This is a genomic window from Sediminicola arcticus, from assembly GCF_040566695.1.
Classification (GTDB): domain Bacteria; phylum Bacteroidota; class Bacteroidia; order Flavobacteriales; family Flavobacteriaceae; genus Sediminicola; species Sediminicola arcticus.
The window spans coordinates 19,512-41,249 of sequence record NZ_JBEXAE010000009.1 but is presented as its reverse complement, the minus strand read 5'-3'; the positions used below and the strand labels follow the sequence as shown (position 1 = coordinate 41,249).

Sequence of the window (21,738 nt, the reverse complement as noted above, 5' to 3'; positions counted from 1 at the left end):
TTTTCTTTTTAATCTTTTATCATCAATAATTCCCGTGTCGTTTTCGTTTTTAAGATTCAATAATAACATACTATTATGTCATGAAAATCTCCGTTAATACGATCATAAAACTTTGTTAGGGAATGTTAAAGGATCTGCTTTAGTGCAGTTAGTTTTCAAATGGCTTTAATGTTCCTAAAAGGGTGGGTAGGAGCTCACTAACTGTGGGATGTATCTGAACAGAATCTCGGATAACGGTATAGGGTTGTTTGGCGGTCATGATATTCAAAATTCCACTTATGACCTCATCCCCTCCAACCCCTAAAATGGAGGCTCCTATTATTTGCTCGGTTTCAGCATCTACTATAACGCGCATAAAGCCATCTGTTTCTCCTTTTTCTTTGGCTCTTGCAATGTTATTCATCTCCCTTTTTCCTACCAATAATTTTTTACCTGTTTTTTTTGCTTGAGTTAAGGTCATTCCCGCACGTCCCAAAGGTGGATCTACAAATAACCCGTAGGTAAGTATTCTGTCGGAAACTTTTCTGTTCCCTCCTTGCAATTTATTATTAGCGATAATCTCAAAATCATTATAAGCTGTATGAGTAAATGCACCTTGTCCGTTACAATCCCCTAGGGCATAAATTCCTGGCACGTTAGTTTCTAGGTGATCATTAACTTCTATATAACCTTGTACATTCGTCTTTATTCCAGCTTTTTCCAAGTTAAGTAGATCCGTATTGGGAACCCTACCGATAGCCAATAAGACATGAGTACCTATAACTTGAGGTTGTCCTTTATTACAAGTGACATTGACACAAATTTGTCCATTATCCAAATTTTTAACCCCAATACAGGTCGCGTTAAGTCGAAACGCAACTCCTTCATTTTCCATGGTTCTTTGAATGGATGCTGAAATATCTTGATCTTCACGGTTAATAATAGCACTGTTTTTTTCAACGATGGTGACTTCACTTCCAAACCGCTTAAACATTTGTCCAAATTCCAGTCCTATATAACTGCCGCCTATAATTACGAGATGTCCTGGAAGTTCGGTAAGTTCTAAAATACTTTGGTTATCTAATGGATCCAAAGCTTTGTATTCATCTGGGATTCTTGGACGGCCTCCTACGTTGATATAGATTTCATCAGCTGTAATTTTGTTCCCATTAATACCGATGGTCTTCTCTCCAATGAAAGAAGCTATTCCCTCAAAATAGGTTATGTTCTCATTGTTTTCTATTCCTTTTTGGATTCCTTTTACAGAACTTTGAATTAGATGATCTTTCCGTTCTTTTACTTTCTCGAGATCTGTTTTAGATCCTGCTGGAATATGTATGCCGAAAGCTTCACCATTTTTGGTGTCATACATTCTGCGCGCACTTGCAATATATGCTTTAGTGGGCGTGCATCCTGTATTTAAACAGGTGCCTCCAAAATGCTCCTTTTCTATGAAGGCTATCTTTTTACCCGCTACTGCAAGCGCAAAGGCTAAAGGGGTGCCAGCCTGACCAGATCCAATGATGATAGCGTCGAATTTTTTCATTTCCATGGCTTTTAATTTATAAATCTAAGACTTTTAGTGATGTTCAACTTTAGGGCTTTGAAATTAAATGTTCTCTTAAATATAGGTTATATGATTTACTATTTAAACAGCACGTGGTGTTTGCGGCAACCTTGGGATCGTTTGCGCTATTCTTAATGGGTACTGAAAAATCTACCTTGGTCAAATTTAAAAAAAAGACCTCCAGGAAAGGAAGTCTTTTTTTTAGTTGGATAAGAATATTTCAAATTGATGTATTCTTAGGACATCAGATGAATTTTTATAGTTTTGGAGTACTCAATATCGTATAAAACACTTCTATTCCATAAGCTATCTGTCCAATTTTCAAATTTTCATTTGGACTGTGTTGATTGTTGTCTGGGTTTACCAAAGGCACTATAAAGGCGGGGATCTTTAATTCATTAATAAATGGGGCAATAGGCACCGTTCCACCCATAATTCGTATTTGTACAACATCTTCCTTAAAAGCTTGCTTTAGGGTTTCGACTAAAAATTGGCCATATGGATTATTAAGATCTGTTCTGAAGGCATTGGTAACCGTGCCTTCTGTAATGGTCATGATTTTGTCATGAGCCAAGCGTTCTTCTTTTGTAGGGACCTTATCGGTAATGTAGAAGCCTTGGTTTTCGATATGTTTTTTTACTAGATTTTTGAGGCGAGTTCCATCACTTTCAGGAACCAAGCGTATATCTATCTCAGCAGTGGCACTTTCGGGTACTATGGTGCGTGCTTTATCGCCAATCCAACCAGAGCCTAGTCCCCTGAGGTTCAAGGAAGGATATTGTAATGATTCTTGGTAATTGCTCCCTACTTTTTCAGCCGTTTTTATCTGTAAATTGTTTTTAATTTCCGTTTCATCATCAGGTACACTTTTTAAAATGACCTTTGTGGCTTCGTCCAAAACAATACCATTGTAGAACCCATCAATGATAACCTTTCCTTTCGTGTCTTTCATATTGGCCAGTACTTGGGATAGTTGAAAGCCTGGATTTGGTGCGTAATTTCCATAGTGCCCGCTGTGTTGTGGTTTTTCTGGCCCATAAGTAGTAAGAGAGAGGGTAGTGATACCTCTGCAGCCATAGATTACGGTAGGCTTGCCAGAATTATGAACAGGTCCATCGTTGATGATCAAAAAGTCAGCCTTTAAAAGTTCTCTATACTCCTTAACTGCTTTTGCTAATGGTGCACTGCTTTTTTCCTCTTCACTGTCCAGGATTACCTTGATATTATATGGGAGCGTTTTGTTCTCTTTTTTCAAAAGATCTATTGCGTTCAAGAACATTACAATAGGACCTTTATCATCGGAGGTAGATCTTCCGAACAAGCGCCAATCGTAATTGATATCATCTTTGAGTTCATCAAAGGATACGGTTTTCCAACCGTCGCCTTCTGGAGCTTTTAATACCACATCATAAGGATTTGGCTGGTTCCACTTGGAAGGGTCTACTGATTGTCCATCAAAATGCATATAAAACAAAATGGTAGGCTTGGAGTCCTCCATAGGTAAGGCTGCAAAAAAAAGGGATTCTCCTTCCGTAGGCAATACAGAGCTATTAAAACCTCGTTCGTTAAATTTATTGGTGAGCCAGGTGATGTTCCTATTGATATCTGCGTGTTCCAAGGCATCATTAGGTATGGAAACAAAATCCCTTAACTCATCAATGGTGTGCCTTACACTTGATTTCAGTTGCATAGCTTCTTGGGCAGAAATGGTAGAAATCACCAGAAATATAAACGGGAATAGTAATTTTTTCATGAGGTTTCAAATGAATTTAAAAATCTAAATTTAGCGAATACTTTTATAATAAGCGGATATACACAACCTCTTTTATTGGTCAAAAAAAAAGGAGCTATAAAAGCTCCTTGATTATTTCCTTTTAATTTTTAATACTACGAGCCTTAAAAGCAAGAGGTAGGGAAAGCCGTGCAACAAAGCATCAAACCAATCCATGAACTGCATGCCTTTGGCGCCCCCTGCTATCCATTTTAACTTCCCTAAAACGTGTGGTTCTGGCAGAAAGGGAGCTAAACCCAAGGTCAGGCAAAGTAGCAGAACAATTTTCCAATTGTTAATTACATCCATAGGAGTTATTTTAAATCAAAGTGTGCCATTTGGAATTTTAGCGAATAGCTCTTACAAACTCAGCGACGTCATCTGATCCTTTTTGTGTTAAATGCTTTATGAATGCCGAACCAATAATAGCACCTTTAGCTTGTTTTGTAGCTTGTTTAAAGGTTTCTGAATTACTGATCCCAAATCCTACAATTTGAGGATTTTTAAGATTCATATTATCAATTCTATTAAAATAGTCTTCTTGTGTGTTGCCAAAACCGTCTTGGGATCCTGTTACACTAGCAGAACTAACCATATAGATAAAGGCATTGGAAGCAAGATCAATTTGTTGGATACGGTCATCGCCAGTCTGTGGAGTGATCAGGAAGATATTGGCAAGGCCGTTAGCTTTAAAGATATGTTCGTACTTGTCTTGGTATACATCTAAGGGTAAATCCGGCATGATAATTCCGTCTATCCCTATTTCTTGACATTTTTTACAAAAGGGCTCTACGCCATATTGGAGCATTGGATTAAAATATCCCATAACGATTAGGGGAATGGAAACAGTTTCTCTAATATTCTTTAACTGCTCAAAAAGTAGGGCTGTGTTCATCCCATTTTTTAGAGCCTGTGTGGAGCTTGCCTGAATGGTTGGGCCATCTGCCAAGGGATCGCTGAACGGCAATCCAATTTCTACCATATCAACGCCATTTTTCTCCAGGTCCTGAATGATTTTCACGGTATCGTTCAACGCGGGATATCCGGCAGTAAAATATATGGAAAGTAATTTTTTATCCTCTTGTAACTTCTGATTGATTCTGTTCATCTTATGGTGCTATGCCAATTTAAAATATTCAATGTACGTGCTCAGATCCTTATCGCCACGGCCAGATAGGTTAATGACTACCACATCATCTGGTTTAAACTTTCTATGCTCAAAAATAGCTAAGGCATGAGAAGTTTCTATGGCCGGAATGATACCCTCCATTTTGGAAAGCTCTAAACCTGCTTCCATTGCGTCATCATCAGTGATCGAAATAAATTCTGCTCTACCTGTTTTATAAAGATGGGCGTGCATGGGTCCAACTCCAGGATAATCCAAACCTGCAGAAATAGAATAAGGTTCGGTAATTTGTCCGTCCAAGGTTTGCATCAATAAGGTTTTACAGCCATGGATAATACCTTCTTTACCTAAAGCTGAGGTCGCGGCACTTTCACCTGAATCTATACCTTTACCAGCCGCTTCAACCGCAATAATACCAACCTCCTTTTCATGAAGGAAATGATAATACGTACCTGCTGCGTTACTGCCTCCTCCAATACAGGCTACTACATAATCCGGGTTTTCCTTTCCTTCTTTTTCTTTTAACTGCCATTTTATCTCTTCGGAAATAACAGCCTGAAAACGAGTAACCATATCTGGATAGGGGTGTGGGCCAATAGCGGAACCAATTATATAATGGGTATCCACAGGATTGTTGATCCAATCTCTAATAGCCTCATTGGTAGCATCCTTTAATGTTCTACTTCCGGAAAGGGCAGGACGCACTTGGGCTCCTAACATTTTCATACGGGCTACATTGGGGGCTTGGCGAGCAATATCAATCTCGCCCATATACACAATACATTCCATACCCATTAAAGCACATACGGTGGCCGTGGCCACACCATGCTGGCCAGCACCGGTTTCTGCAATAATCCTAGATTTCCCCAATCGCCTGGCCATTAAGATCTGTCCTATAGTATTATTGATCTTATGAGCTCCAGTATGATTTAGGTCTTCTCTTTTTAGATATATCTTGGTATTGTATTTTTCAGATAATCGCTTGGCAAAATATAGCGGGGTTGGCCTGCCCACATAATCCTTCAACAATTGGTCAAACTCCTCCTTAAAGGAAGGTTCTGCCATTATTTTCAGATAGTTTTTCCTTAGATTTTCTACATTAGGATAAAGCATTTCTGGGATATAGGCCCCGCCGAAATCTCCATAATATCCTTTTTCGTCTACGTTAAATGTCATCGTTTCCATTTTTTATTTCCGCAATAATTTTAAAAATGTGTTAAGCTTATCAATTTGCTTCCTTCCTGGCTCTATCTCAAACTTGCTGTTGACGTCTATGGCATAGCAATATTGAGATTCTGGTCTTTTTAGGAAATTCGTTATTTTTTCAACGTCTTCCAATCCAATACCCCCACTTAAAAAAAATGGCTTGGTGGATGGATAGTTTTTTAGAACCTCCCAACTAAAGGTGTATCCGTTACCTCCTGGTAATCTGCCTTTGGTGTCGAACAAAAAATAATCACAGAAAGGTTCATATTCCGCCAATATTGAAAAATCAAAATCATCTTTTATGGAGAATACTTTTATGATTTCTAAATTGCCCAGCTGGCGTATAGTATGATTTTCTGTTAAGTCCTTACAAAACCTAGGGGATTCCTTACCATGTAATTGTATAGCCTGCAGGTTAAACTCTAACACCTTTTGGATAATTTCATCGAGAGGGGTATTCACAAAAACACCTACCCTTTTTATAGCGGATGATATGCTACCCAAATCACCAGTAAAAACACGTTCTGAAGGTTCCCAAAAAATGAATCCCAAATAATCGGGTTCTAAATGGGCAACTGCTTCCATATTTTCAGCATACTTCATCCCGCAGATCTTGATTTTCACTTCTCTGTTTTCAGAAGAAATCTGCATGCTTTTTTTTGTTATTTTCTTTGTTTTCATTATTGTGGTTCAATACTTATGCCTAGGCTCCTAGGGCTTTTATAAATTGTTGCGCACTTTTCCCAGGGTTATCCGTTTTCATAAAATTTTCCCCTATTAAAAAGCCTTTATAGCCGTAATTCTTTAAGTCATTAATAGCTTCTACGGAACTTATCCCACTTTCAGAGACTTTTACAAACTCATCAGGAATAAGTGTGGATAGGATTTTACTAATCTCCAAACTTACTTCAAAGGTCTTTAGGTTCCTGTTGTTGACTCCCAGCATATCCAAACTTGGCATTATGGATTTTTGTAGTTCTTCCTCATTGTGGACTTCCAATAAAACGTTTAGGTTTAATTTTTTTGCAAATTCAGAATAAATCTTTATTTCCTCTCTTGATAAAATAGCGGCAATCAATAGAATAACATCGGAACCATAAGCTTTGGCTTCTAAGATTTGATACTCATCTATAATAAATTCTTTGCGCAGTAGAGGCATGCTAACAGCTGCTCTGGCCAATAAGAGATCGTCCATGGAACCGCCAAAATATTTTCCATCGGTAAGCACAGACATCCCGCAAACTCCCGCATTTTCATAACCTACAGCTACATCCTGCACATTAAGGTTTTGATTGATCACTGATTTGGAAGGGGATCTGCGTTTGTGTTCTGCAATTATTCCCGTAGAACTATTTGCTAAGGCCTTAGCTAAAGAAACGGTAGGTCTTTCAAATAGGGCAGACGCTTCTAGCTGTGAGGTAGGGATGATCAGCTTTTTTAGATCAACTTCCTTGCGCTTATCAAATACTATTTTATCTAATATATTCATTTGTTAAAGAGACCGTTTTTGATTCACGATGATTTCTATAAGTTATTTTATTATGCACTTAAAGCCTGAAGCTTTTTAAGGGCTACCAAGCCTTTTCCGGAAATTAAAGACTCCTTGGCTAGTTCAAAACCCTCTTTTGGATTTATATTTTTTACGGTAGCTATGGCCATCCCTGCATTAGCACAAACCACATTGTTTTGTTGGATCGTACCTTTGCCTTGCAGGACATTAAGAAAAATTTGAGCTGATTTCTCTATGGTATCTCCTCCGACAATATCTGATTGTAAAATGGTCTCCACACCAAAATCAGAAGGTTTTAAAATGGTTTCGGATTGGTTGGAAATAGTTTTGGTATTGCCCGTCAAGGAAATTTCGTCATAGCCATCCAAGGCATGCAAAATTGTAAAATTGATATCCGTTTTCTGATATAGATAACCGTACATTCTTGCAAGTTCAAGATTAAAAACCCCTACCATTTGGTTTTTTGGAAAGGCAGGGTTGACCATGGGTCCCAACATATTGAAAAATGTTTTTACTCCTAGCTCTCTTCTGATTGGGGCCACATTCTTCATGGCTGGATGAAACAAAGGTGCGTGTAAGACACAAATACCAGCTTCATCTATCGACTTTTCAAGAAAACCGGGGTCACTACTAAATTTAATCCCCAAAAACTCCATGACATTACTACTACCGCAGGTGGAGGATACCCCATAATTTCCATGTTTGGTCACTTTGACCCCTGCTCCTGCTGTTACAAATGAAGACAAGGTAGAAATATTAAAGGTGTCCTTGCCATCACCTCCCGTTCCGCAGAGATCAATTGGATTATAGGCAGAAAGGTCTACCGCCAAACAAAGTTCTAAGAGGGCATCTCTAAAGCCTTCCAATTCCTCTACAGTTACACTTCTCATCATATATACTGTAAGAAATGCAGCGATTTGGCTGGTGTTATAATCCCCTTTGGCGATATTTACCAATACTTGTTTAGCATCCGTCTTGGAAAGGACATCGTGATTAATTAATCTGTTTAAAATCTGTTTCATTTTCTTGTCTATTGCAGAATTCTTATAGTAGTTAATTGTAAACTATCTATCGTAACCCCTTTCGTATTTTACTTGTGTTGGTCTATTTAAATATTGTGCCTTTACTGGCCTTGTAAAGTTAATTTTCAACCCAATTCTTCAATATTTTTTTACCTTCAGGGGTAAGTACAGATTCTGGATGGAATTGCACCGCACAGACGTCATACTCCTTGTGGCGAAGCGACATTATTTGTCCATTTTCATCCACTGATGTGACTTCAAGGGTTTTTGGTAAGTTAGTATTTACCACCCAAGAGTGATAGCGACCCACTTCAATTTCCTTGGGCATTCCCTTAAAAAGGATATCGTCTTTTATAATGGTGATCTTTGTGGCAATTCCATGATATACCTGATCTAGATTATCCAAGGAACCTCCAAAAACTTCAGCAATGGCCTGTTGTCCCAAACAAACTCCAAAAATACTTTTCGTTGGCGCATAGGCGGCTATGATTTCTTTTAACAGACCTGCTTCATCTGGAATACCAGGCCCCGGTGAAAGAACAATCTTGTCAAATGGTTCTATCTCATCTAGGTTCAATTGGTCGTTTCTTTTTACGGTCACCTTACAGTTCAAATCTTCCAAATAATGTACAAGATTGTAGGTGAAGCTGTCGTAGTTGTCTATTACTAATATGTTTTTCATTTACTCTATTGCTATCCCGATTAAAAACGGATTGATAAACTTTTTTAGAATTTTATATGGTTTCCGCTATCTCAAGAGCTTTGGTCAATGCGCCAAGTTTATTATAAGTCTCTTGTAACTCGTCTTCTGGATTTGATGCCGCTACAATACCAGCACCCGCCTGGTAATGTAATTCGTGGTTTTTACTCAGGAAAGTTCTAATCATAATGGCGTGGTTAAAATTGCCATTAAAATCCATAAAACCTATGGCCCCTCCATAATAGCCCCTGCTGGTCTTTTCGTATTTATCTATCAATTGCATAGCCATGTGCTTAGGAGCACCACTTAATGTTCCTGCCGGAAAGGTATCTGCTACCACTTTCATTGTTGGAGTATCTTTTTTCTTTTGTCCAGTTACTTTTGATACTAAGTGGATCACATGGGAAAAGAATTGAACCTCCCGATAATTCTCTACCACCACATCGGTGCCGTGGCGGCTAAGGTCGTTTCTCGCCAGATCTACGAGCATCACGTGTTCGCTATTTTCTTTATCGTCTACTTTTAATTGTTTGGCTAATAGGGCATCTTGCTCGTCATTACCTGTTCTTTTAAAAGTTCCCGCTATTGGGTGAATTTCGGCTTTACCGTCTTTTACAATTAATTGGGCCTCAGGAGAGCTTCCAAATATTTTGAAATCTCCATAATCAAAATAAAACAAATACGGGGAGGGGTTAATAGAGCGTAAGGCTCTGTATACATTAAATTCGTCCCCTGTAAATTCTTGTGAAAACCTTCGGGACAAAACCAATTGAAAGACATCTCCTCTTTGGCAGTGTTTTTTAGCCAATGCCACCTGCTCTTTGTATTCCTCTTCTTTAAGATTAGAGATTGGATTGCCAGCTTTAGAAAAGGTAAAGGATGCAAAATTTTTAGCACTTAAGATTTGTTCTATTTCTGGAATATTATTTTCATTTTTATAACAATGAGCAAAAATATAGGCTTCGTTCTTAAAATGGTTTATGGCAATGATGTTTTGATAGACGGCATAGTATATGTCTGGAATAAGAATACTATTGTCTTTTTTAGTAAGTTTTAAATCTTCAAAATATCGCACGGCATCGTAAGCCATATAACCAAACAAACCATTGTTTATGAATTTAAAGTCATTGTTTTGGGCCTCGAATTTTTTACTGAATTCATCCAGAATAGAAGGAATGTCTGTATCTGGATTTACCCCAATTTCTTTTTTATTGCCGTCAGGGAAATGCTGAGACACTAATTCATTCTCCACCTTAATGGAGGCAATTGGATTACAACAGATATAAGAAAAGCTATTATCATTTGCGTGATAGTCGCTACTTTCCAACAAAATGCTATTTGGAAACCTGTCTCTTATCTTTAGATACACACTAACAGGTGTAATGGTATCCGCAAGGATTTTTTTATAATGGGTAACTAATTCGTATTTCATGGACGTACTCAAATTTAATTGCCTTATTTAGATTCTAAATGAAAATGAAAAAAGGCTTGTCGTGATGACAAGCCTTTTATATAGTTTAACTACAATGATGCTCTGCTCACGACGTTGTTCGTAAGTTTTTCCACCACCAAAAATTTGCTATTCTGTTTTTCATTGAGCATCAAAGATAAGGAGGAAATTTAAATTGACAACAGCTAAATGGAAAAAATAAAAAACCCCACAACAGTGAGGTTTAAATCGTTTTGTTTTTTCTTGATTAGAACGCTAAATCTACCACCAAATCAAATTCGTCATAGATAGTTTTGTCTCCTAGGTTGTCGAAGAAACTTCCTGATCCGTATTTAACATCATATTTAGAACGATCTACTTTCATGGTAGCAGTAGCTTTATTCCCATAGACAGAAACGTCAAACATAATTGAATTGGTCTTTCCTTTGATCGTAAGGTCTCCTGTTACTTGGTAAGAGTTCTTGCCAGAGGCCTTAACAGTGGTAAATACTAATTTGGAAGTTGGGTTATTGCTTGTTCCAAAAAAGTCATCAGATTTTAAGTGTCCTTCCAATTTTCCTTTAGATTCACCTTCTAAATCTGTTGAGATTAGAGAAGTCATGTCTACAACAAATTCACCTCCCGTTAATTTATCTCCATCAAACATCAATGCTCCTTCTTTTAGGTTGATGGTACCATAATGCGAGCCTGTAACCTTATACCCTTTCCACGTTACGGTGCTTTCTGATGTTTTTACTTCTTTCTTTTCTACTTTAATTGGTGTGGTTGCAAATGCTGTAGCTCCTACAACTACTGCCAATACTAAACTGAATACGCTTTTTTTCATAGTGTTAATTTTAGAGTTAATGCTTGTTGTTTTTATTTATATGTGTGTAATTAAATTTTCTTTAGACTTCCTAACTTTTTTATAATGCTGTGTCTCATCTTCTTCAGAACGATATCCAATAGCCACTAAAACAGATGTATTTAAACCCTTCTCTGTTAAACCTAAAATATCATTAAATTGCTGCGGATCGAAACCTTCCATGGGGCAAGCATCAATTTTATTAATTGCGGCTGCGGATAGTAGATTTCCTAAGGCGATGTAGGTTTGTTTTGCAGTCCAAACTGCTTTGGCATCTTCTGAAAGAGGAACTAATTTTGATATCATAAAATCAGCATACCCTTTTAGTCCCTCAGCCGGTATTCCTCTTGTTTTACTTACATTGTCCACGTAGTCCTCTACCAATTCAGCACCAAATGAATTTTGATTGGCTAATACAATAAGGTGGGAAGCGTCTGTGATTTGAGATTGGTCCCAAGCAGCAGGTTTTAACCTAGACCTTATCTCGGCATCTTCCACTACAATTATCTTGTAAGGTTGTAAGCCAAAGGAAGAGGCACTTAGGGTAGTTGCTTCCAACAAGGATTCTAAATCCTCACGTGACACCTTTTTGGTGGTATCAAATTTTTTGGTGGCATAGCGCCAATTTAAACTGTCTATATAGGTACTCATTTTTATAACTGGTTTTAAATTAAAATTTATCTAACAATTTGTTTAATAATTTGAGATCGTCCTCCGTGAAGTTTTTTACTACTGCGTGTTCAGATTTTTTCATGACCTTATCCATTTCCAACAGTGCTTTTTCACCAGCCGTAGTAATATTGATCTCTACTTTGCGTCTATTGCTTTCGCAGGTAACTCGATCAACATATCCTTTAGTAATTAACTTATCTACTAGCCTGGTAGTATTACTCATTTTGGTAACCATTCTTTCGTTTAAGGTAGAAAGGTTAGCAGGTTTTCCTTTTTGGCCTCTTAAGATTCTCAGAACATTGAATTGTTGCAGCGATACTTCAAAAGGTTTGAGTGCATTGGAAACCACCTCGTTAAGTTTGTGCTCTACCAAACTCATATGGATAAGCGTCCTGCTAACCAAAGGTATTTGCTTGTTCGTTTTTATAATTTCCTCTACATTCATGTTGTTACAACATTTGTACATACAAATGTATGTTGAATTTTTAATTCTACCATAGTTGCTGCTATAATATTTTGTTAAAAGTTAAGAGGATTTCATAAAGGTAGGTATGGCCAATTATTACAAGAAAAGCCTTATTTTTGGTTTATAAAATTGAAAAAAATGGCAAATTTATCACAAGAAGAGTGGTGTTCTCAACTAGAACAAGACCAAAATGCATTTATCTTGGATGTACGTACTTCGGATGAAGTTGATGAAGGATATATCCCTGGATCCACCAATATTGATATTTATTTAGGGCAGGAATTTTTAGAGGAATTGGAGAAATTAGATAAGTCCAAAAATTATTATGTGTATTGTAGATCTGGAAATAGGAGTGGGCAAGCATGTGGTATTATGAATAATGCAGGTTTTAAAAATGCCTATAATTTGGAAGGTGGTTTTATGAAGTGGGAAGGAGAAGTAGTAGATTAAGTATATTTATGTAGCATTAAAAAATCCGCTAAGCGTAGCTATTTTTCTATGTGTAGCGGTTTTTTTTTCTTATAAGAATGCGTGAAGATTTGCTGCATTTTATCTGGAAGTTAAAGAAATTGCAAGGACAAACTTTAAGAACATTTGAAGGGGAGTCTATTGTAATTAAAGACTTCGGTGTGCACAAGCAATTAGCAGGCCCCGATTTTTTCAATGCCCAAATTAAAATTGGAGCGCAATTATGGGCGGGAAATGTAGAAATGCATTTGCGCTCTTCTGATTGGTACGCCCATCATTATGAAACGGACGAAAAATACAACTCCGTAATACTTCATATAGTATGGGATGATGACGCTACTATTTTTAGGACAGATAACAGCCAGATTCCTTCACTTCAATTAAAAGATTTTATTTCGAAGACATTGTTGAATTCCTACGCGGAATTATTTTCTAATAAAAGGGAATCCTTTATAAATTGTGGAGGAAGTATTAGCGAATTTGATGGTTTTAAATTTCAAAATTGGTTAGAACGTCTTTATTTTGAACGTCTGGAAATAAAGTCCATTTTCATTGATAAGTTGCTAAAGGAATATAACCAAGATTGGGAGCAGGTTCTCTTCATATTACTCATGAAAAGTTTTGGCACAAAAATAAATGGAGAGGCTTTTTTTGAAATTGGAAAAGCAATCCCCTTTCCTATCATCAGAAAATTAAACAATGATGGTTTTAAACTGGAAAGTTTGCTGATGGGGGTTGCGGGATTCTTAGAAGATGATTCAATTTTAGACGATCATTATTTAAATCTTAAAAAGGAGTATGGATACCTGTCTATTAAATATTCGTTATTAGGAACTTCTCATTTAAAACCAGATTTTTTTAAATTGCGTCCCCATAACTTTCCAAACCTTAGGCTTTCCCAAGTTGCCGCATTATATAAAAATCAAGAACACCTGTTCAGCAAGCTGATGGGGGCAGAAACCTTAGATGAGATTAATGATTTGTTCACTGTTACCGCCAACTCTTATTGGACTACTCATTTCACTTTTGGAAAGTTATCCAAAAAACAAGAGAAGAAAGTGTCGAAGTCTTTGGTGGAATTGATCATTATTAATGCTATCCTACCATTAAAATTTTGTTATGATAGGTCTAAGGGTAATGAGTCTTCCAAGAGTATTGTAAATTTTGCAATAGCAATTAGTCCGGAACAAAATTCACTTATATCTAACTTCCAGGATCTTGGAGTTTCTTGCAAAAGTGTTATGGATGCTCAGGGGCTGCTGCAGTTGTATAATTCTTATTGTGTAAAAAATAAATGTCTTCAATGTCCTGTTGGTATTAGCATATTGTGCAGAAATAGTTAATTTTAACCAATGGATTCTTTCTATCAATTATTATACTATCTTCAAAAAAGAGGATTTGAAGTATGTCGGCGAATTGCGGAGCGCCTAGGAATTAGGGCTCGTGTTGTCAGGACTACATTTATTTATTTAACTTTTGTTACCCTCGGTTTCGGATTTGCAGTGTATCTTTTTCTTGCTTTTTGGCTAAAAATAAAAGACTTATTATATACCAAACGTACTTCTGTATTTGATCTTTAACTATGATTAAACTTTTTCGTTCTAAAATATATTTGGCATTGGTAATGGTGCTTGGTGTATTGTTTACTGGGATATTAGGGTATAGGTATTTGTCGGATTATAATTGGCTAGATGCATTTTATATGACAGTCATCACAGTAACTACGGTTGGTTTTTCCGAAGTAAAGCCTTTGGATACAGTGGCCAAAATTTTCACGGTCTTTCTAATCATTTCAAGTGTTTTTATCTTTGCATTTGCCATTTCCGTAATAACCGAATATATTTTAGGAAGGAATTCTCTTCAAATTTTAAAAAAGAAAAAAGTGAAACAAAAAATCAATAGTTTGTCCAACCATGTCATTGTTTGTGGTTTCGGTAGAAATGGGATGCAGGCCATAGAGCGACTTAGCGCGTATAAAAGGGCCTTTGTTGTTGTGGAGAAGGATAAGGAGGTCATAGAAAAATATGAAAACGACATTCTTTTTGTAGAGGGCGATGCTATTGACGATGAGGTGTTAAAAGAGGCTGGCGTTGAAAAGGCACAATATTTAATCACAGCAATGCCGGATGACGCAGCCAATCTATTCGTGGTACTATCGGCAAGACAGCTGAATAAAAAACTATTTATTATAAGTCGAGCCTCCTTGGCCACCTCTCAAAAAAAGCTGGTATTGGCGGGAGCCGATAAGGTTATTATGCCTGACAAGATCGGTGGAAACCATATGGCCTCTTTGGTTGTCATGCCAGATTTGATCACTTTTATGGATAAATTATCCATGGAAGGTGAACACACAACCAACTTGGAAGAGATCGCCATTGAGAATTTCTCCGATGAGGTAGAAGGTTATTCCTTGAGGGATTTGGACTTGAGGAAAAAGACGGGGTGTACCATAATTGGATATATTGAGCCTAATGGTAATTACATCATTAACCCCGAAGCAGATTTGCAAATGCAGCCAAAAAGTAAGGTAATTGTATTGGGACGGCCGGAACAAATTAAGAAATTGAATGAAATGTTCCATATTGACTGATGATATTTTAATGGAATACTTGATTGCGAGGATTTTTTTTAAGATATTGCCAATCCTTAATAAAATCATACCAACATAAATTTCTTATGAAGAAATATATATCTTCCATTTTTATGCTGCTTACTATAGCAGTTTTTTCTCAAGAACTTACAGTAAAACATAAACTTTTAAACCCATCAACAAACATCAATGATGGTGTTATTGAACTCGAAGTAGAAGGGGGAACAGAGCCTTACACGTATAAGTGGAGCAACCAAGCAACCCCGCTGTCCTCGAACAGAGCAAGTGGTTTAGTAGAAGGTCTAACCTATGATGTGACAATAACCGATTCCAATGGATTGTCTGTTTCAAAAGAATATAAGGTACCAACTCAAGAAATCACAGAAGTTTTCAATGGGGCAATGACTCCTGCAGTTAGTGCTCTAGGATCTGTGCTCTTTTGGGATCCTTTTGCTGCGATTGGTATTTATGATCCAGTGATATATGCTGATGTAAAAAGAATAGGAGCTCCGGGTTGGTCGCCAGAAGCGAATGATAAATTTGTACTTAAGGAATGGCTAAAGCCTGAAGGAGCTAAGGTAAAAAAAGGTGATGCAGTTGCAATTGTTTCCAGAAATGGAGGGGCTGCAGAAACAGTGAACTCACCTGTTAACGGAAGTTTAAAATATTTAGTCAAAGAAGGAGGGGTTATCTATGATTCTAATAACCAAGAAGACGTTATAAAACAAGGAGCCCATTATTTGGCTTCTATTAAATACGACAGTCCAGAAATAATAAGACATCCTAATGGGGATCCGCAAGAAAAAGGAATTCCTTTTATAGTGATATGGTTGGTATTGGGTGCATTGTTCTTTACCTTAAGAATGGGCTTTATTAATATAAGAGGCTTTAGACATTCCTTGGATTTGGCTAGAGGGAAATACGACGATCCTGATGCTCCTGGGCAAGTAACGCATTTTCAAGCCTTGGCTACTGCAGTATCAGGTACCGTAGGATTGGGAAATATTGCAGGAGTAGGGGTTGCAGTCTCTTTAGGGGGTGCGGGAGCTACATTTTGGATGATCGTATGCGGACTATTGGGAATGTCTTCAAAATTTGTTGAGTGTACCTTAGGGGTTAAGTATAGGAATATCCTTCCCGATGGACGTGTCTTTGGTGGACCAATGAATTATTTGAGATATGGTCTTGAAAAAAGAAATATGAAAGGCTTTGGAAAAGTATTGGCAGCAGTATTTGCCGTACTTGCCGTAGGTGCTTCCTTTGGTGGAGGTAATATGTTTCAAGCCAATCAGTCATTTGAACAATTATCTGGACAATTTCCTGCACTACAAGGAAACGGATTTTGGTTTGGAGTTATAACCGCAATTCTTGTTGGAGTGGTGATTATTGGAGGAATCAATAGCATTGCCAAAGTTACAGGAAGAGTTGTCCCAATCATGGCTTCCGTCTACATTGTTGCCGCTTTGGCGGTAATTATAATGAATATTGAAAATATTGGGCCTGCATTTTCTGCGATTGTAGATGGTGCTTTTAGTCCAAGTGCACTTAAAGGTGGCGTCGTTGGTGTGTTGATCGTAGGATTTCAACGAGCGGCTTTCTCCAATGAGGCCGGGGTAGGTTCTGCAGCTATTGCACATAGTACAGCTAAGACAAACCACCCTCCTTCGGAAGGTTTTGTAGCTCTTTTAGAGCCTTTTATAGACACTGTAGTGGTGTGTACCTTAACTGCCTTAGTACTCATCTTTACTGGGATGCATGAGGTAGAAGGAATGGCGGGTGCTCAATTGACATCTGATGCCTTTGGAAGCCAAATTTCTTGGTTCCCTTACGTATTGGCCTTGGCAGTATTTCTTTTTGCATTTTCTACTATGATCTCATGGTCGTATTATGGGATGAGAGCTTGGACCTATTTATTTGGAAAAAGCAAGAAAACGGAATATGCGTATAAAATGTTATTCTTGGTATTTGTTGTTATTGGTGCTTCAGTGAGTTTGGGAGCGGTGTTAGATTTTTCCGATATGATGATATTAGCAATGTCTTTCCCTAATATTATAGGTTTGTATATCATGTCAGGGGAAGTAAAAACTGATCTGAACAAGTATTGGGTTGATTTAAAAGCGAATAAACTATTTAAAAAACAAGAGGTTAAGTAAAAAAAATAAGAGTCTTTAAAAGTCCCGTTTAAGTTGTTTTTCCGAGCAATTTAAACGGGATTTTCTGTATTAATTATTTCCATTAACGTGTTCTTTTTTTTACGATATTTCGTGCCGGTTAAATAGATCTAAGATTTAACCTTGACATCATGGCAAAAACATCAGATTCTTGGGGCTCCAGGATGGGGCTAATTTTAGCAATGGCAGGAAATGCTGTAGGATTGGGTAACTTCCTCCGCTTTCCGGTACAGGCTGTACAAAATGGAGGGGGTGCATTTATCATTCCATATTTGGTTTGTTTTTTATTAATGGGGATCCCCTTATTGTTTATAGAGTGGTCCTCTGGACGTTATGGTGGTAAATTTGGCAATCATAGCACGCCCTATATCTTTGACTCTATGGTTAAGGGGCCGATTTTAAAGTATATCGGGGTCTTCGGTATTTTCACCAACCTAGCCATTGTAGCTTATTATGCCTATATTGAATCTTGGACATTGTCCTATGTCTATCATTCCATAGTAGGTACTTTTGGAGGAATGTCCCAAGGGGAAGTAGCCGGATTTTTTAATTCCTACGTAGATGTGGCTCAAAGTACCACAGGAATTCCCTACGAAGCTATTGTGTTTTATGTGCTTTGTCTGTCATTGAATACCTATATCCTTTCTAAAGGATTGGGTGGCGTTGAAAAGGTAGCCAAGATTGGGATGCCGCTTTTAATTTTATTTGGGGTATTTCTTGCGATCCGCGGATATACCCTTGGAACAACAGGAGCTTCTGATCTTTTTCCAGACGCAAATGCCTGGGACGGTTTAAATTTTCTTTGGACTCCGCAATATGATACCTTACTAAATCCTAAGGTTTGGTTGGCAGCGGCCGGACAAATTTTCTTTACGCTTTCTGTAGGTATGGGAACAATTCACTGTTATGCATCATACGTAAATAGTAAGGACGATATTGCTTTAAATGCTGTCTCCGCCGGTTTCATGAATGGTTTTGTGGAAGTTGTGCTTGGTAGTGCCATTGTTATTCCAATTGCAGCGGGTTATTTAGGATTGGATTGGGTCATTAATAATGCAGGTTTTGGAATGGCGTTTCAGACCATGCCATACCTATTTCAACAATGGGGCCCAATTTTAGCCGCAGTGGCAGGGGTGATGTGGTTTGGATTGTTGTTTTTCGCTGGTATTACAAGTTCTCTTGCCATGGGAACACCATGGATTGGTTTTATGAGGGATGAGTTTGGATGGGGACAGAAAAAAGGGGCTTGGTCTTTTGGGGCTTTAGCCCTGTTGATGGGATTGCCAACCGTATTTTTTTATCAAGAGGGGGTATTTGATGACTATGATTACTGGGGAGGTACAGTTAGTTTGGTGGTGTTTGCTTTCTTTGAAGTAATCCTATTCGCTTGGATTTTCGGAATGGAAAAAGGATGGAAGGAGATAAACACTGGGGCCGATATAAAGATTCCCTTGGTATATAAATTTATTATCAAATTTGTAACGCCTGTATTATTAGGGTGGGTCTTTTTGGCAAGTATCCCTAGTATGGTAGATAATATTCTTCACAAGGATACGTACAATAGCACTTCTTTTGCAGACGAATACTATGCGGAAAAATTTGATGGAAAAGGAACTTCGATAGGTACAGTAGAAGAAGTTAAACCACAAGAGGTTAAATTTTCCTTTGAAAATACCAGAAAACGCTATGATAAAGTGAATGAGGTCTCCATTGAGGAAAAATTTATCGATTTTAGATCGTATTTATTTAAAGATGATCAAAGAACAGTTGTAAAAGTAGGAGATATAATCAAACCCGGCGATGTCATTGCCAAAGGCTCGTTTACCAATAAAGTATTTTACAAGAATATTGGTAGAACCATGTTACTTGCCATGTTTGCATTTATTGCATTTTTAGTATATTTAGCTTATAACAAACGCAAAAGAGAGGGGAGGGCCACATTATGAACACATCAGCTTTAATTGTTATGTTTTTAGCCCAAGGAATTGTAATATTCTTTGCTGGGTACTTTTTTTATAAGGTATTGACTATTGCTCCAAAGCCAGAACCAGATTCGTATTCCGATAATGACGATGAGGTAATTAGGCAAGAATAATAAGGTATGTACTTTGAGAAAAAAAGATAGAACATCCCATTTTAGGTTCAATAAACAAGAACGAAGTGGGATGTTCTTTTTGCTTGCGCTCATTGTTCTTCTCCAAGTAGGCTATTTCTATCTCAAGGTTTACCCTGCCCAAGTGGAGCAGTTTATCGTAATTGATACGGATTTACAAGAGAAGATGGAGACTTTAAAATCGGTTAAGGATACTTTAAACTTTTATCCCTTTAATCCAAATTTTATAAATGATTACAAGGGCTATGCACTCGGCATGAGTGTTGATGAGATTGATAGGCTACATGATTATAGGGCCCAAGGAAAATATGGTAATACGACTTTTCATTTTCAACAGGTAACAGAAATTGGTGACTCCTTGTTGAACAAGATTTCACCCTTCTTTAAGTTTCCGGAATGGACAAAGGAAAAAGCAACCTCTTCGCCATTGGCCAAAATGAATAAAGAGGTCGCTTCCAATTTTAATAAGGCTATCCCTGTAGGAGATCTCAATTCGGTTTCGTCCGAAGAATTAAAAATAGTTCGTGGAATTGGGGATAAGCTCTCCGTACGAATCATAAAATTTCAGGATCGCTTGGGAGGCTTTTTGGAAGAAGACCAGCTTTATCATGTTTACGGCCTGGAGAAAGAGGCGGCGGGTAGGGTGTTGGCTAAGTTTGTACTTTTGAGCAAACCACAAATCACTAAAATTAATGTCAATTCGGCTTCAAGCGATGAGTTGGCCTAATTGATATATATTCCCTATACCTTGTCCAAGGCTATTGTGGCTTATCGAGAAAGAAAAGGTGTCATCACTAGTTTTGAGGAATTAACAGAAATACAAGGTTTTCCTGCGGATAAGATTGATTTAATTAAATTATATTTGTCATTATAAAAAAAAAGCTATGCAAAGTATGTACTTCACTGAAGAACATCAATTATTCAGGCAAAGCCTGAAAGACTTTTTACAAAAAGAAGTTGTTCCTCACATAGACAAATGGGAGGAGAATGGAGCCATTGAAAAGTTTATTTGGAAGAAATTTGGCGATATGGGCTATTTTGGTCTCGCCACTCCAGAAGAAGATGGAGGATTAGGTTTAGACTTATTTTACACGGTTATTTTATTAGAGGAATTACAAAAAGTAAATTCCGGAGGATTTGCAGCTGCCATTTGGGCACACGCTTATTTGGCTATGACTCACTTGAACAAGGAGGCCGATACTAATATAAAAGAAAAGTATTTAAGACCAAGTATTGATGGGGAAAAAATTGGTTGTTTGTGTATAACAGAGCCTTTTGGAGGTAGTGATGTTGCGGCTATGCGAACAACTGCCGTTAGGGAAGGGGATCATTATGTATTAAATGGTTCCAAAACCTTTATCACAAATGGAGTTTATGCTGACTACATGATTATTGCGGCAAAAACCGACCCATCTATTGGTAATAAAGGAATTAGCATTTTTGTCGTAGATAGACAAAGTAAAGGGGTAACCGCTAACAAATTAAATAAATTAGGTTGGCGTGCTTCGGATACTGCTGAATTAGCTTTTGATAACGTAAAAATACCCGTCGAAAATCTCATGGGTGAGGAAAACATGGGGTTTTCCTATATCATGGAACATTTTGCATTGGAGCGTTTGATTATGGGAATTAATGCCCACGCAAGATCTGAACATGTTTTGGAATATGCATTAAATTATATGTCAGAAAGAGAGGCTTTTGGGAAGTCAATTGACAAATTCCAGGCTTTAAGGCATAGAATAGCAGATTTGTATGGAGATATAGATATGTGTAAGGAATATAATTATTCTGTCGCCTATCGTTTAGATAAAGGGCAATACGTTGTGAAGGAGGCCACTATTTCTAAATTGAAATCTACCAAAATAGCTGATAAGGTTGCTTATGAATGTTTACAATTTCTAGGAGGTTATGGCTATATAGAAGATTATCCTATGGCTCGTAATTTTAGAGATAGCAGATTAGGGCCAATTGGAGGTGGCACATCTGAAATTCTTAGAGAAATTATTGCTAAAATGGTTATAGATAAAAAGGAGTATAAGCCTGCTGCTGTCTAAACATATTTTATTTTCAGGCTCATTAAGAT

23 protein-coding genes are annotated in these 21,738 nt (G+C 37.5%); 10 read left to right on the top strand and 13 right to left on the bottom strand.

Annotation, left to right across the window (positions count from 1 at the left end):
• Positions 1–148: 148 nt before the first annotated feature.
• The 13 genes from ABXZ36_RS14695 to ABXZ36_RS14635 form a co-directional block, all read right to left on the bottom strand.
• The gene (locus ABXZ36_RS14695) at positions 149–1,525 is read right to left on the bottom strand and encodes an FAD-containing oxidoreductase (RefSeq protein ID WP_354616435.1); all 1,377 of its coding nucleotides are present in this window, start codon (positions 1,523–1,525) and stop codon (positions 149–151) included.
• Between the two features lie 277 nt (positions 1,526–1,802).
• Positions 1,803–3,299: a M20/M25/M40 family metallo-hydrolase gene (locus ABXZ36_RS14690; protein WP_354616434.1), complete on the bottom strand. Its 1,497-nt coding sequence runs from the start codon at positions 3,297–3,299 to the stop codon at positions 1,803–1,805.
• Positions 3,300–3,410: 111 nt separating this feature from the next.
• Positions 3,411–3,626 (bottom strand): hypothetical protein, encoded by a 216-nt coding sequence (locus ABXZ36_RS14685; RefSeq protein WP_354616433.1) that lies wholly within the window; start codon positions 3,624–3,626, stop codon positions 3,411–3,413.
• 37 nt (positions 3,627–3,663) lie between these two features.
• Positions 3,664–4,425: a tryptophan synthase subunit alpha gene (trpA, locus tag ABXZ36_RS14680; RefSeq protein ID WP_354616432.1), complete on the bottom strand. Its 762-nt coding sequence runs from the start codon at positions 4,423–4,425 to the stop codon at positions 3,664–3,666.
• 9 nt (positions 4,426–4,434) lie between these two features.
• Positions 4,435–5,619 (bottom strand): tryptophan synthase subunit beta, encoded by a 1,185-nt coding sequence (gene trpB / locus ABXZ36_RS14675; protein WP_354616431.1) that lies wholly within the window; start codon positions 5,617–5,619, stop codon positions 4,435–4,437.
• Between the two features lie 12 nt (positions 5,620–5,631).
• Positions 5,632–6,330, bottom strand: coding sequence for a phosphoribosylanthranilate isomerase (locus ABXZ36_RS14670; protein ID WP_354616430.1), 699 nt, complete (start codon positions 6,328–6,330; stop codon positions 5,632–5,634).
• Positions 6,331–6,352: 22 nt separating this feature from the next.
• Positions 6,353–7,138 (bottom strand): indole-3-glycerol phosphate synthase TrpC, encoded by a 786-nt coding sequence (trpC, locus tag ABXZ36_RS14665; RefSeq protein ID WP_354616429.1) that lies wholly within the window; start codon positions 7,136–7,138, stop codon positions 6,353–6,355.
• 50 nt (positions 7,139–7,188) lie between these two features.
• Positions 7,189–8,181 carry an anthranilate phosphoribosyltransferase gene (gene trpD, locus ABXZ36_RS14660; RefSeq protein WP_354616428.1) on the bottom strand — a complete coding sequence of 331 codons (993 nt, stop codon included), beginning with the start codon at positions 8,179–8,181 and terminating at the stop codon, positions 7,189–7,191.
• Positions 8,182–8,299: 118 nt separating this feature from the next.
• Positions 8,300–8,863 (bottom strand): anthranilate synthase component II, encoded by a 564-nt coding sequence (locus tag ABXZ36_RS14655; RefSeq protein WP_354616427.1) that lies wholly within the window; start codon positions 8,861–8,863, stop codon positions 8,300–8,302.
• A 52-nt stretch (positions 8,864–8,915) separates the two neighbouring features.
• Positions 8,916–10,313 carry an anthranilate synthase component I family protein gene (locus tag ABXZ36_RS14650; RefSeq protein ID WP_354616426.1) on the bottom strand — a complete coding sequence of 466 codons (1,398 nt, stop codon included), beginning with the start codon at positions 10,311–10,313 and terminating at the stop codon, positions 8,916–8,918.
• A gap of 265 nt (positions 10,314–10,578) precedes the next feature.
• Positions 10,579–11,157, bottom strand: coding sequence for a YceI family protein (locus tag ABXZ36_RS14645; RefSeq protein WP_354616425.1), 579 nt, complete (start codon positions 11,155–11,157; stop codon positions 10,579–10,581).
• A gap of 36 nt (positions 11,158–11,193) precedes the next feature.
• Positions 11,194–11,826: an NAD(P)H-dependent oxidoreductase gene (locus tag ABXZ36_RS14640; protein ID WP_354616424.1), complete on the bottom strand. Its 633-nt coding sequence runs from the start codon at positions 11,824–11,826 to the stop codon at positions 11,194–11,196.
• Between the two features lie 19 nt (positions 11,827–11,845).
• Entirely contained in the window at positions 11,846–12,292 is a 447-nt protein-coding gene (locus ABXZ36_RS14635) for a MarR family winged helix-turn-helix transcriptional regulator (RefSeq protein WP_354616500.1), read from the bottom strand.
• A 159-nt stretch (positions 12,293–12,451) separates the two neighbouring features.
• On the opposite strand from ABXZ36_RS14635, the gene ABXZ36_RS14630 reads away from it, so the two are divergent.
• The 10 genes from ABXZ36_RS14630 to ABXZ36_RS14585 all read left to right on the top strand — a co-directional run bounded on the left by ABXZ36_RS14630 (position 12,452) and on the right by ABXZ36_RS14585 (position 21,709).
• A complete protein-coding gene (locus ABXZ36_RS14630) occupies positions 12,452–12,763 on the top strand; it encodes a rhodanese-like domain-containing protein (RefSeq protein WP_354616423.1) in 312 nt (103 codons plus the stop codon).
• A 77-nt stretch (positions 12,764–12,840) separates the two neighbouring features.
• Complete coding sequence (locus tag ABXZ36_RS14625) at positions 12,841–14,124, top strand: DUF2851 family protein (RefSeq protein ID WP_354616422.1); 1,284 nt, start codon at positions 12,841–12,843, stop codon at positions 14,122–14,124.
• Positions 14,125–14,133: 9 nt separating this feature from the next.
• Positions 14,134–14,361 (top strand): PspC domain-containing protein, encoded by a 228-nt coding sequence (locus ABXZ36_RS14620; RefSeq protein ID WP_354616421.1) that lies wholly within the window; start codon positions 14,134–14,136, stop codon positions 14,359–14,361.
• A 2-nt stretch (positions 14,362–14,363) separates the two neighbouring features.
• Entirely contained in the window at positions 14,364–15,371 is a 1,008-nt protein-coding gene (locus tag ABXZ36_RS14615) for a potassium channel family protein (RefSeq protein WP_354616420.1), read from the top strand.
• 86 nt (positions 15,372–15,457) lie between these two features.
• Positions 15,458–17,524, top strand: a complete 2,067-nt coding sequence (locus ABXZ36_RS14610) for an amino acid carrier protein (RefSeq protein ID WP_354616419.1) — start codon at positions 15,458–15,460, stop codon at positions 17,522–17,524.
• Positions 17,525–17,673: 149 nt separating this feature from the next.
• Complete coding sequence (locus ABXZ36_RS14605; protein ID WP_354616418.1) at positions 17,674–19,488, top strand: sodium-dependent transporter; 1,815 nt, start codon at positions 17,674–17,676, stop codon at positions 19,486–19,488.
• Positions 19,485–19,637 (top strand): hypothetical protein, encoded by a 153-nt coding sequence (locus tag ABXZ36_RS14600; protein ID WP_354616417.1) that lies wholly within the window; start codon positions 19,485–19,487, stop codon positions 19,635–19,637. The genes ABXZ36_RS14605 and ABXZ36_RS14600 overlap by 4 nt, the downstream gene beginning before the upstream one ends.
• Positions 19,638–19,650: 13 nt before the next feature.
• Positions 19,651–20,382 (top strand): ComEA family DNA-binding protein, encoded by a 732-nt coding sequence (locus ABXZ36_RS14595; protein WP_354616416.1) that lies wholly within the window; start codon positions 19,651–19,653, stop codon positions 20,380–20,382.
• Positions 20,383–20,529 carry a helix-hairpin-helix domain-containing protein gene (locus ABXZ36_RS14590; RefSeq protein ID WP_354616415.1) on the top strand — a complete coding sequence of 49 codons (147 nt, stop codon included), beginning with the start codon at positions 20,383–20,385 and terminating at the stop codon, positions 20,527–20,529.
• A gap of 10 nt (positions 20,530–20,539) precedes the next feature.
• Positions 20,540–21,709 carry an acyl-CoA dehydrogenase family protein gene (locus tag ABXZ36_RS14585; protein WP_354616414.1) on the top strand — a complete coding sequence of 390 codons (1,170 nt, stop codon included), beginning with the start codon at positions 20,540–20,542 and terminating at the stop codon, positions 21,707–21,709.
• Positions 21,710–21,738 lie beyond the last annotated feature (29 nt).

Bases quoted from the DNA above. Each gene is read 5' to 3' on its own strand.
- ABXZ36_RS14695 (WP_354616435.1), bottom strand. From the start codon at position 1,525: ATGAAAAAATTCGACGCTATCATCATTGGATCTGGTCAGGCTGGCACC.
- ABXZ36_RS14690 (WP_354616434.1), bottom strand. From the start codon at position 3,299: ATGAAAAAATTACTATTCCCGTTTATATTTCTGGTGATTTCTACCATT.
- ABXZ36_RS14685 (WP_354616433.1), bottom strand. From the start codon at position 3,626: ATGGATGTAATTAACAATTGGAAAATTGTTCTGCTACTTTGCCTGACC.
- trpA (WP_354616432.1), bottom strand. From the start codon at position 4,425: ATGAACAGAATCAATCAGAAGTTACAAGAGGATAAAAAATTACTTTCC.
- trpB (WP_354616431.1), bottom strand. From the start codon at position 5,619: ATGACATTTAACGTAGACGAAAAAGGATATTATGGAGATTTCGGCGGG.
- ABXZ36_RS14670 (WP_354616430.1), bottom strand. From the start codon at position 6,330: ATGAAAACAAAGAAAATAACAAAAAAAAGCATGCAGATTTCTTCTGAA.
- trpC (WP_354616429.1), bottom strand. From the start codon at position 7,138: ATGAATATATTAGATAAAATAGTATTTGATAAGCGCAAGGAAGTTGAT.
- trpD (WP_354616428.1), bottom strand. From the start codon at position 8,181: ATGAAACAGATTTTAAACAGATTAATTAATCACGATGTCCTTTCCAAG.
- ABXZ36_RS14655 (WP_354616427.1), bottom strand. From the start codon at position 8,863: ATGAAAAACATATTAGTAATAGACAACTACGACAGCTTCACCTACAAT.
- ABXZ36_RS14650 (WP_354616426.1), bottom strand. From the start codon at position 10,313: ATGAAATACGAATTAGTTACCCATTATAAAAAAATCCTTGCGGATACC.
- ABXZ36_RS14645 (WP_354616425.1), bottom strand. From the start codon at position 11,157: ATGAAAAAAAGCGTATTCAGTTTAGTATTGGCAGTAGTTGTAGGAGCT.
- ABXZ36_RS14640 (WP_354616424.1), bottom strand. From the start codon at position 11,826: ATGAGTACCTATATAGACAGTTTAAATTGGCGCTATGCCACCAAAAAA.
- ABXZ36_RS14635 (WP_354616500.1), bottom strand. From the start codon at position 12,292: ATGAATGTAGAGGAAATTATAAAAACGAACAAGCAAATACCTTTGGTT.
- ABXZ36_RS14630 (WP_354616423.1), top strand. From the start codon at position 12,452: ATGGCAAATTTATCACAAGAAGAGTGGTGTTCTCAACTAGAACAAGAC.
- ABXZ36_RS14625 (WP_354616422.1), top strand. From the start codon at position 12,841: ATGCGTGAAGATTTGCTGCATTTTATCTGGAAGTTAAAGAAATTGCAA.
- ABXZ36_RS14620 (WP_354616421.1), top strand. From the start codon at position 14,134: ATGGATTCTTTCTATCAATTATTATACTATCTTCAAAAAAGAGGATTT.
- ABXZ36_RS14615 (WP_354616420.1), top strand. From the start codon at position 14,364: ATGATTAAACTTTTTCGTTCTAAAATATATTTGGCATTGGTAATGGTG.
- ABXZ36_RS14610 (WP_354616419.1), top strand. From the start codon at position 15,458: ATGAAGAAATATATATCTTCCATTTTTATGCTGCTTACTATAGCAGTT.
- ABXZ36_RS14605 (WP_354616418.1), top strand. From the start codon at position 17,674: ATGGCAAAAACATCAGATTCTTGGGGCTCCAGGATGGGGCTAATTTTA.
- ABXZ36_RS14600 (WP_354616417.1), top strand. From the start codon at position 19,485: ATGAACACATCAGCTTTAATTGTTATGTTTTTAGCCCAAGGAATTGTA.
- ABXZ36_RS14585 (WP_354616414.1), top strand. From the start codon at position 20,540: ATGCAAAGTATGTACTTCACTGAAGAACATCAATTATTCAGGCAAAGC.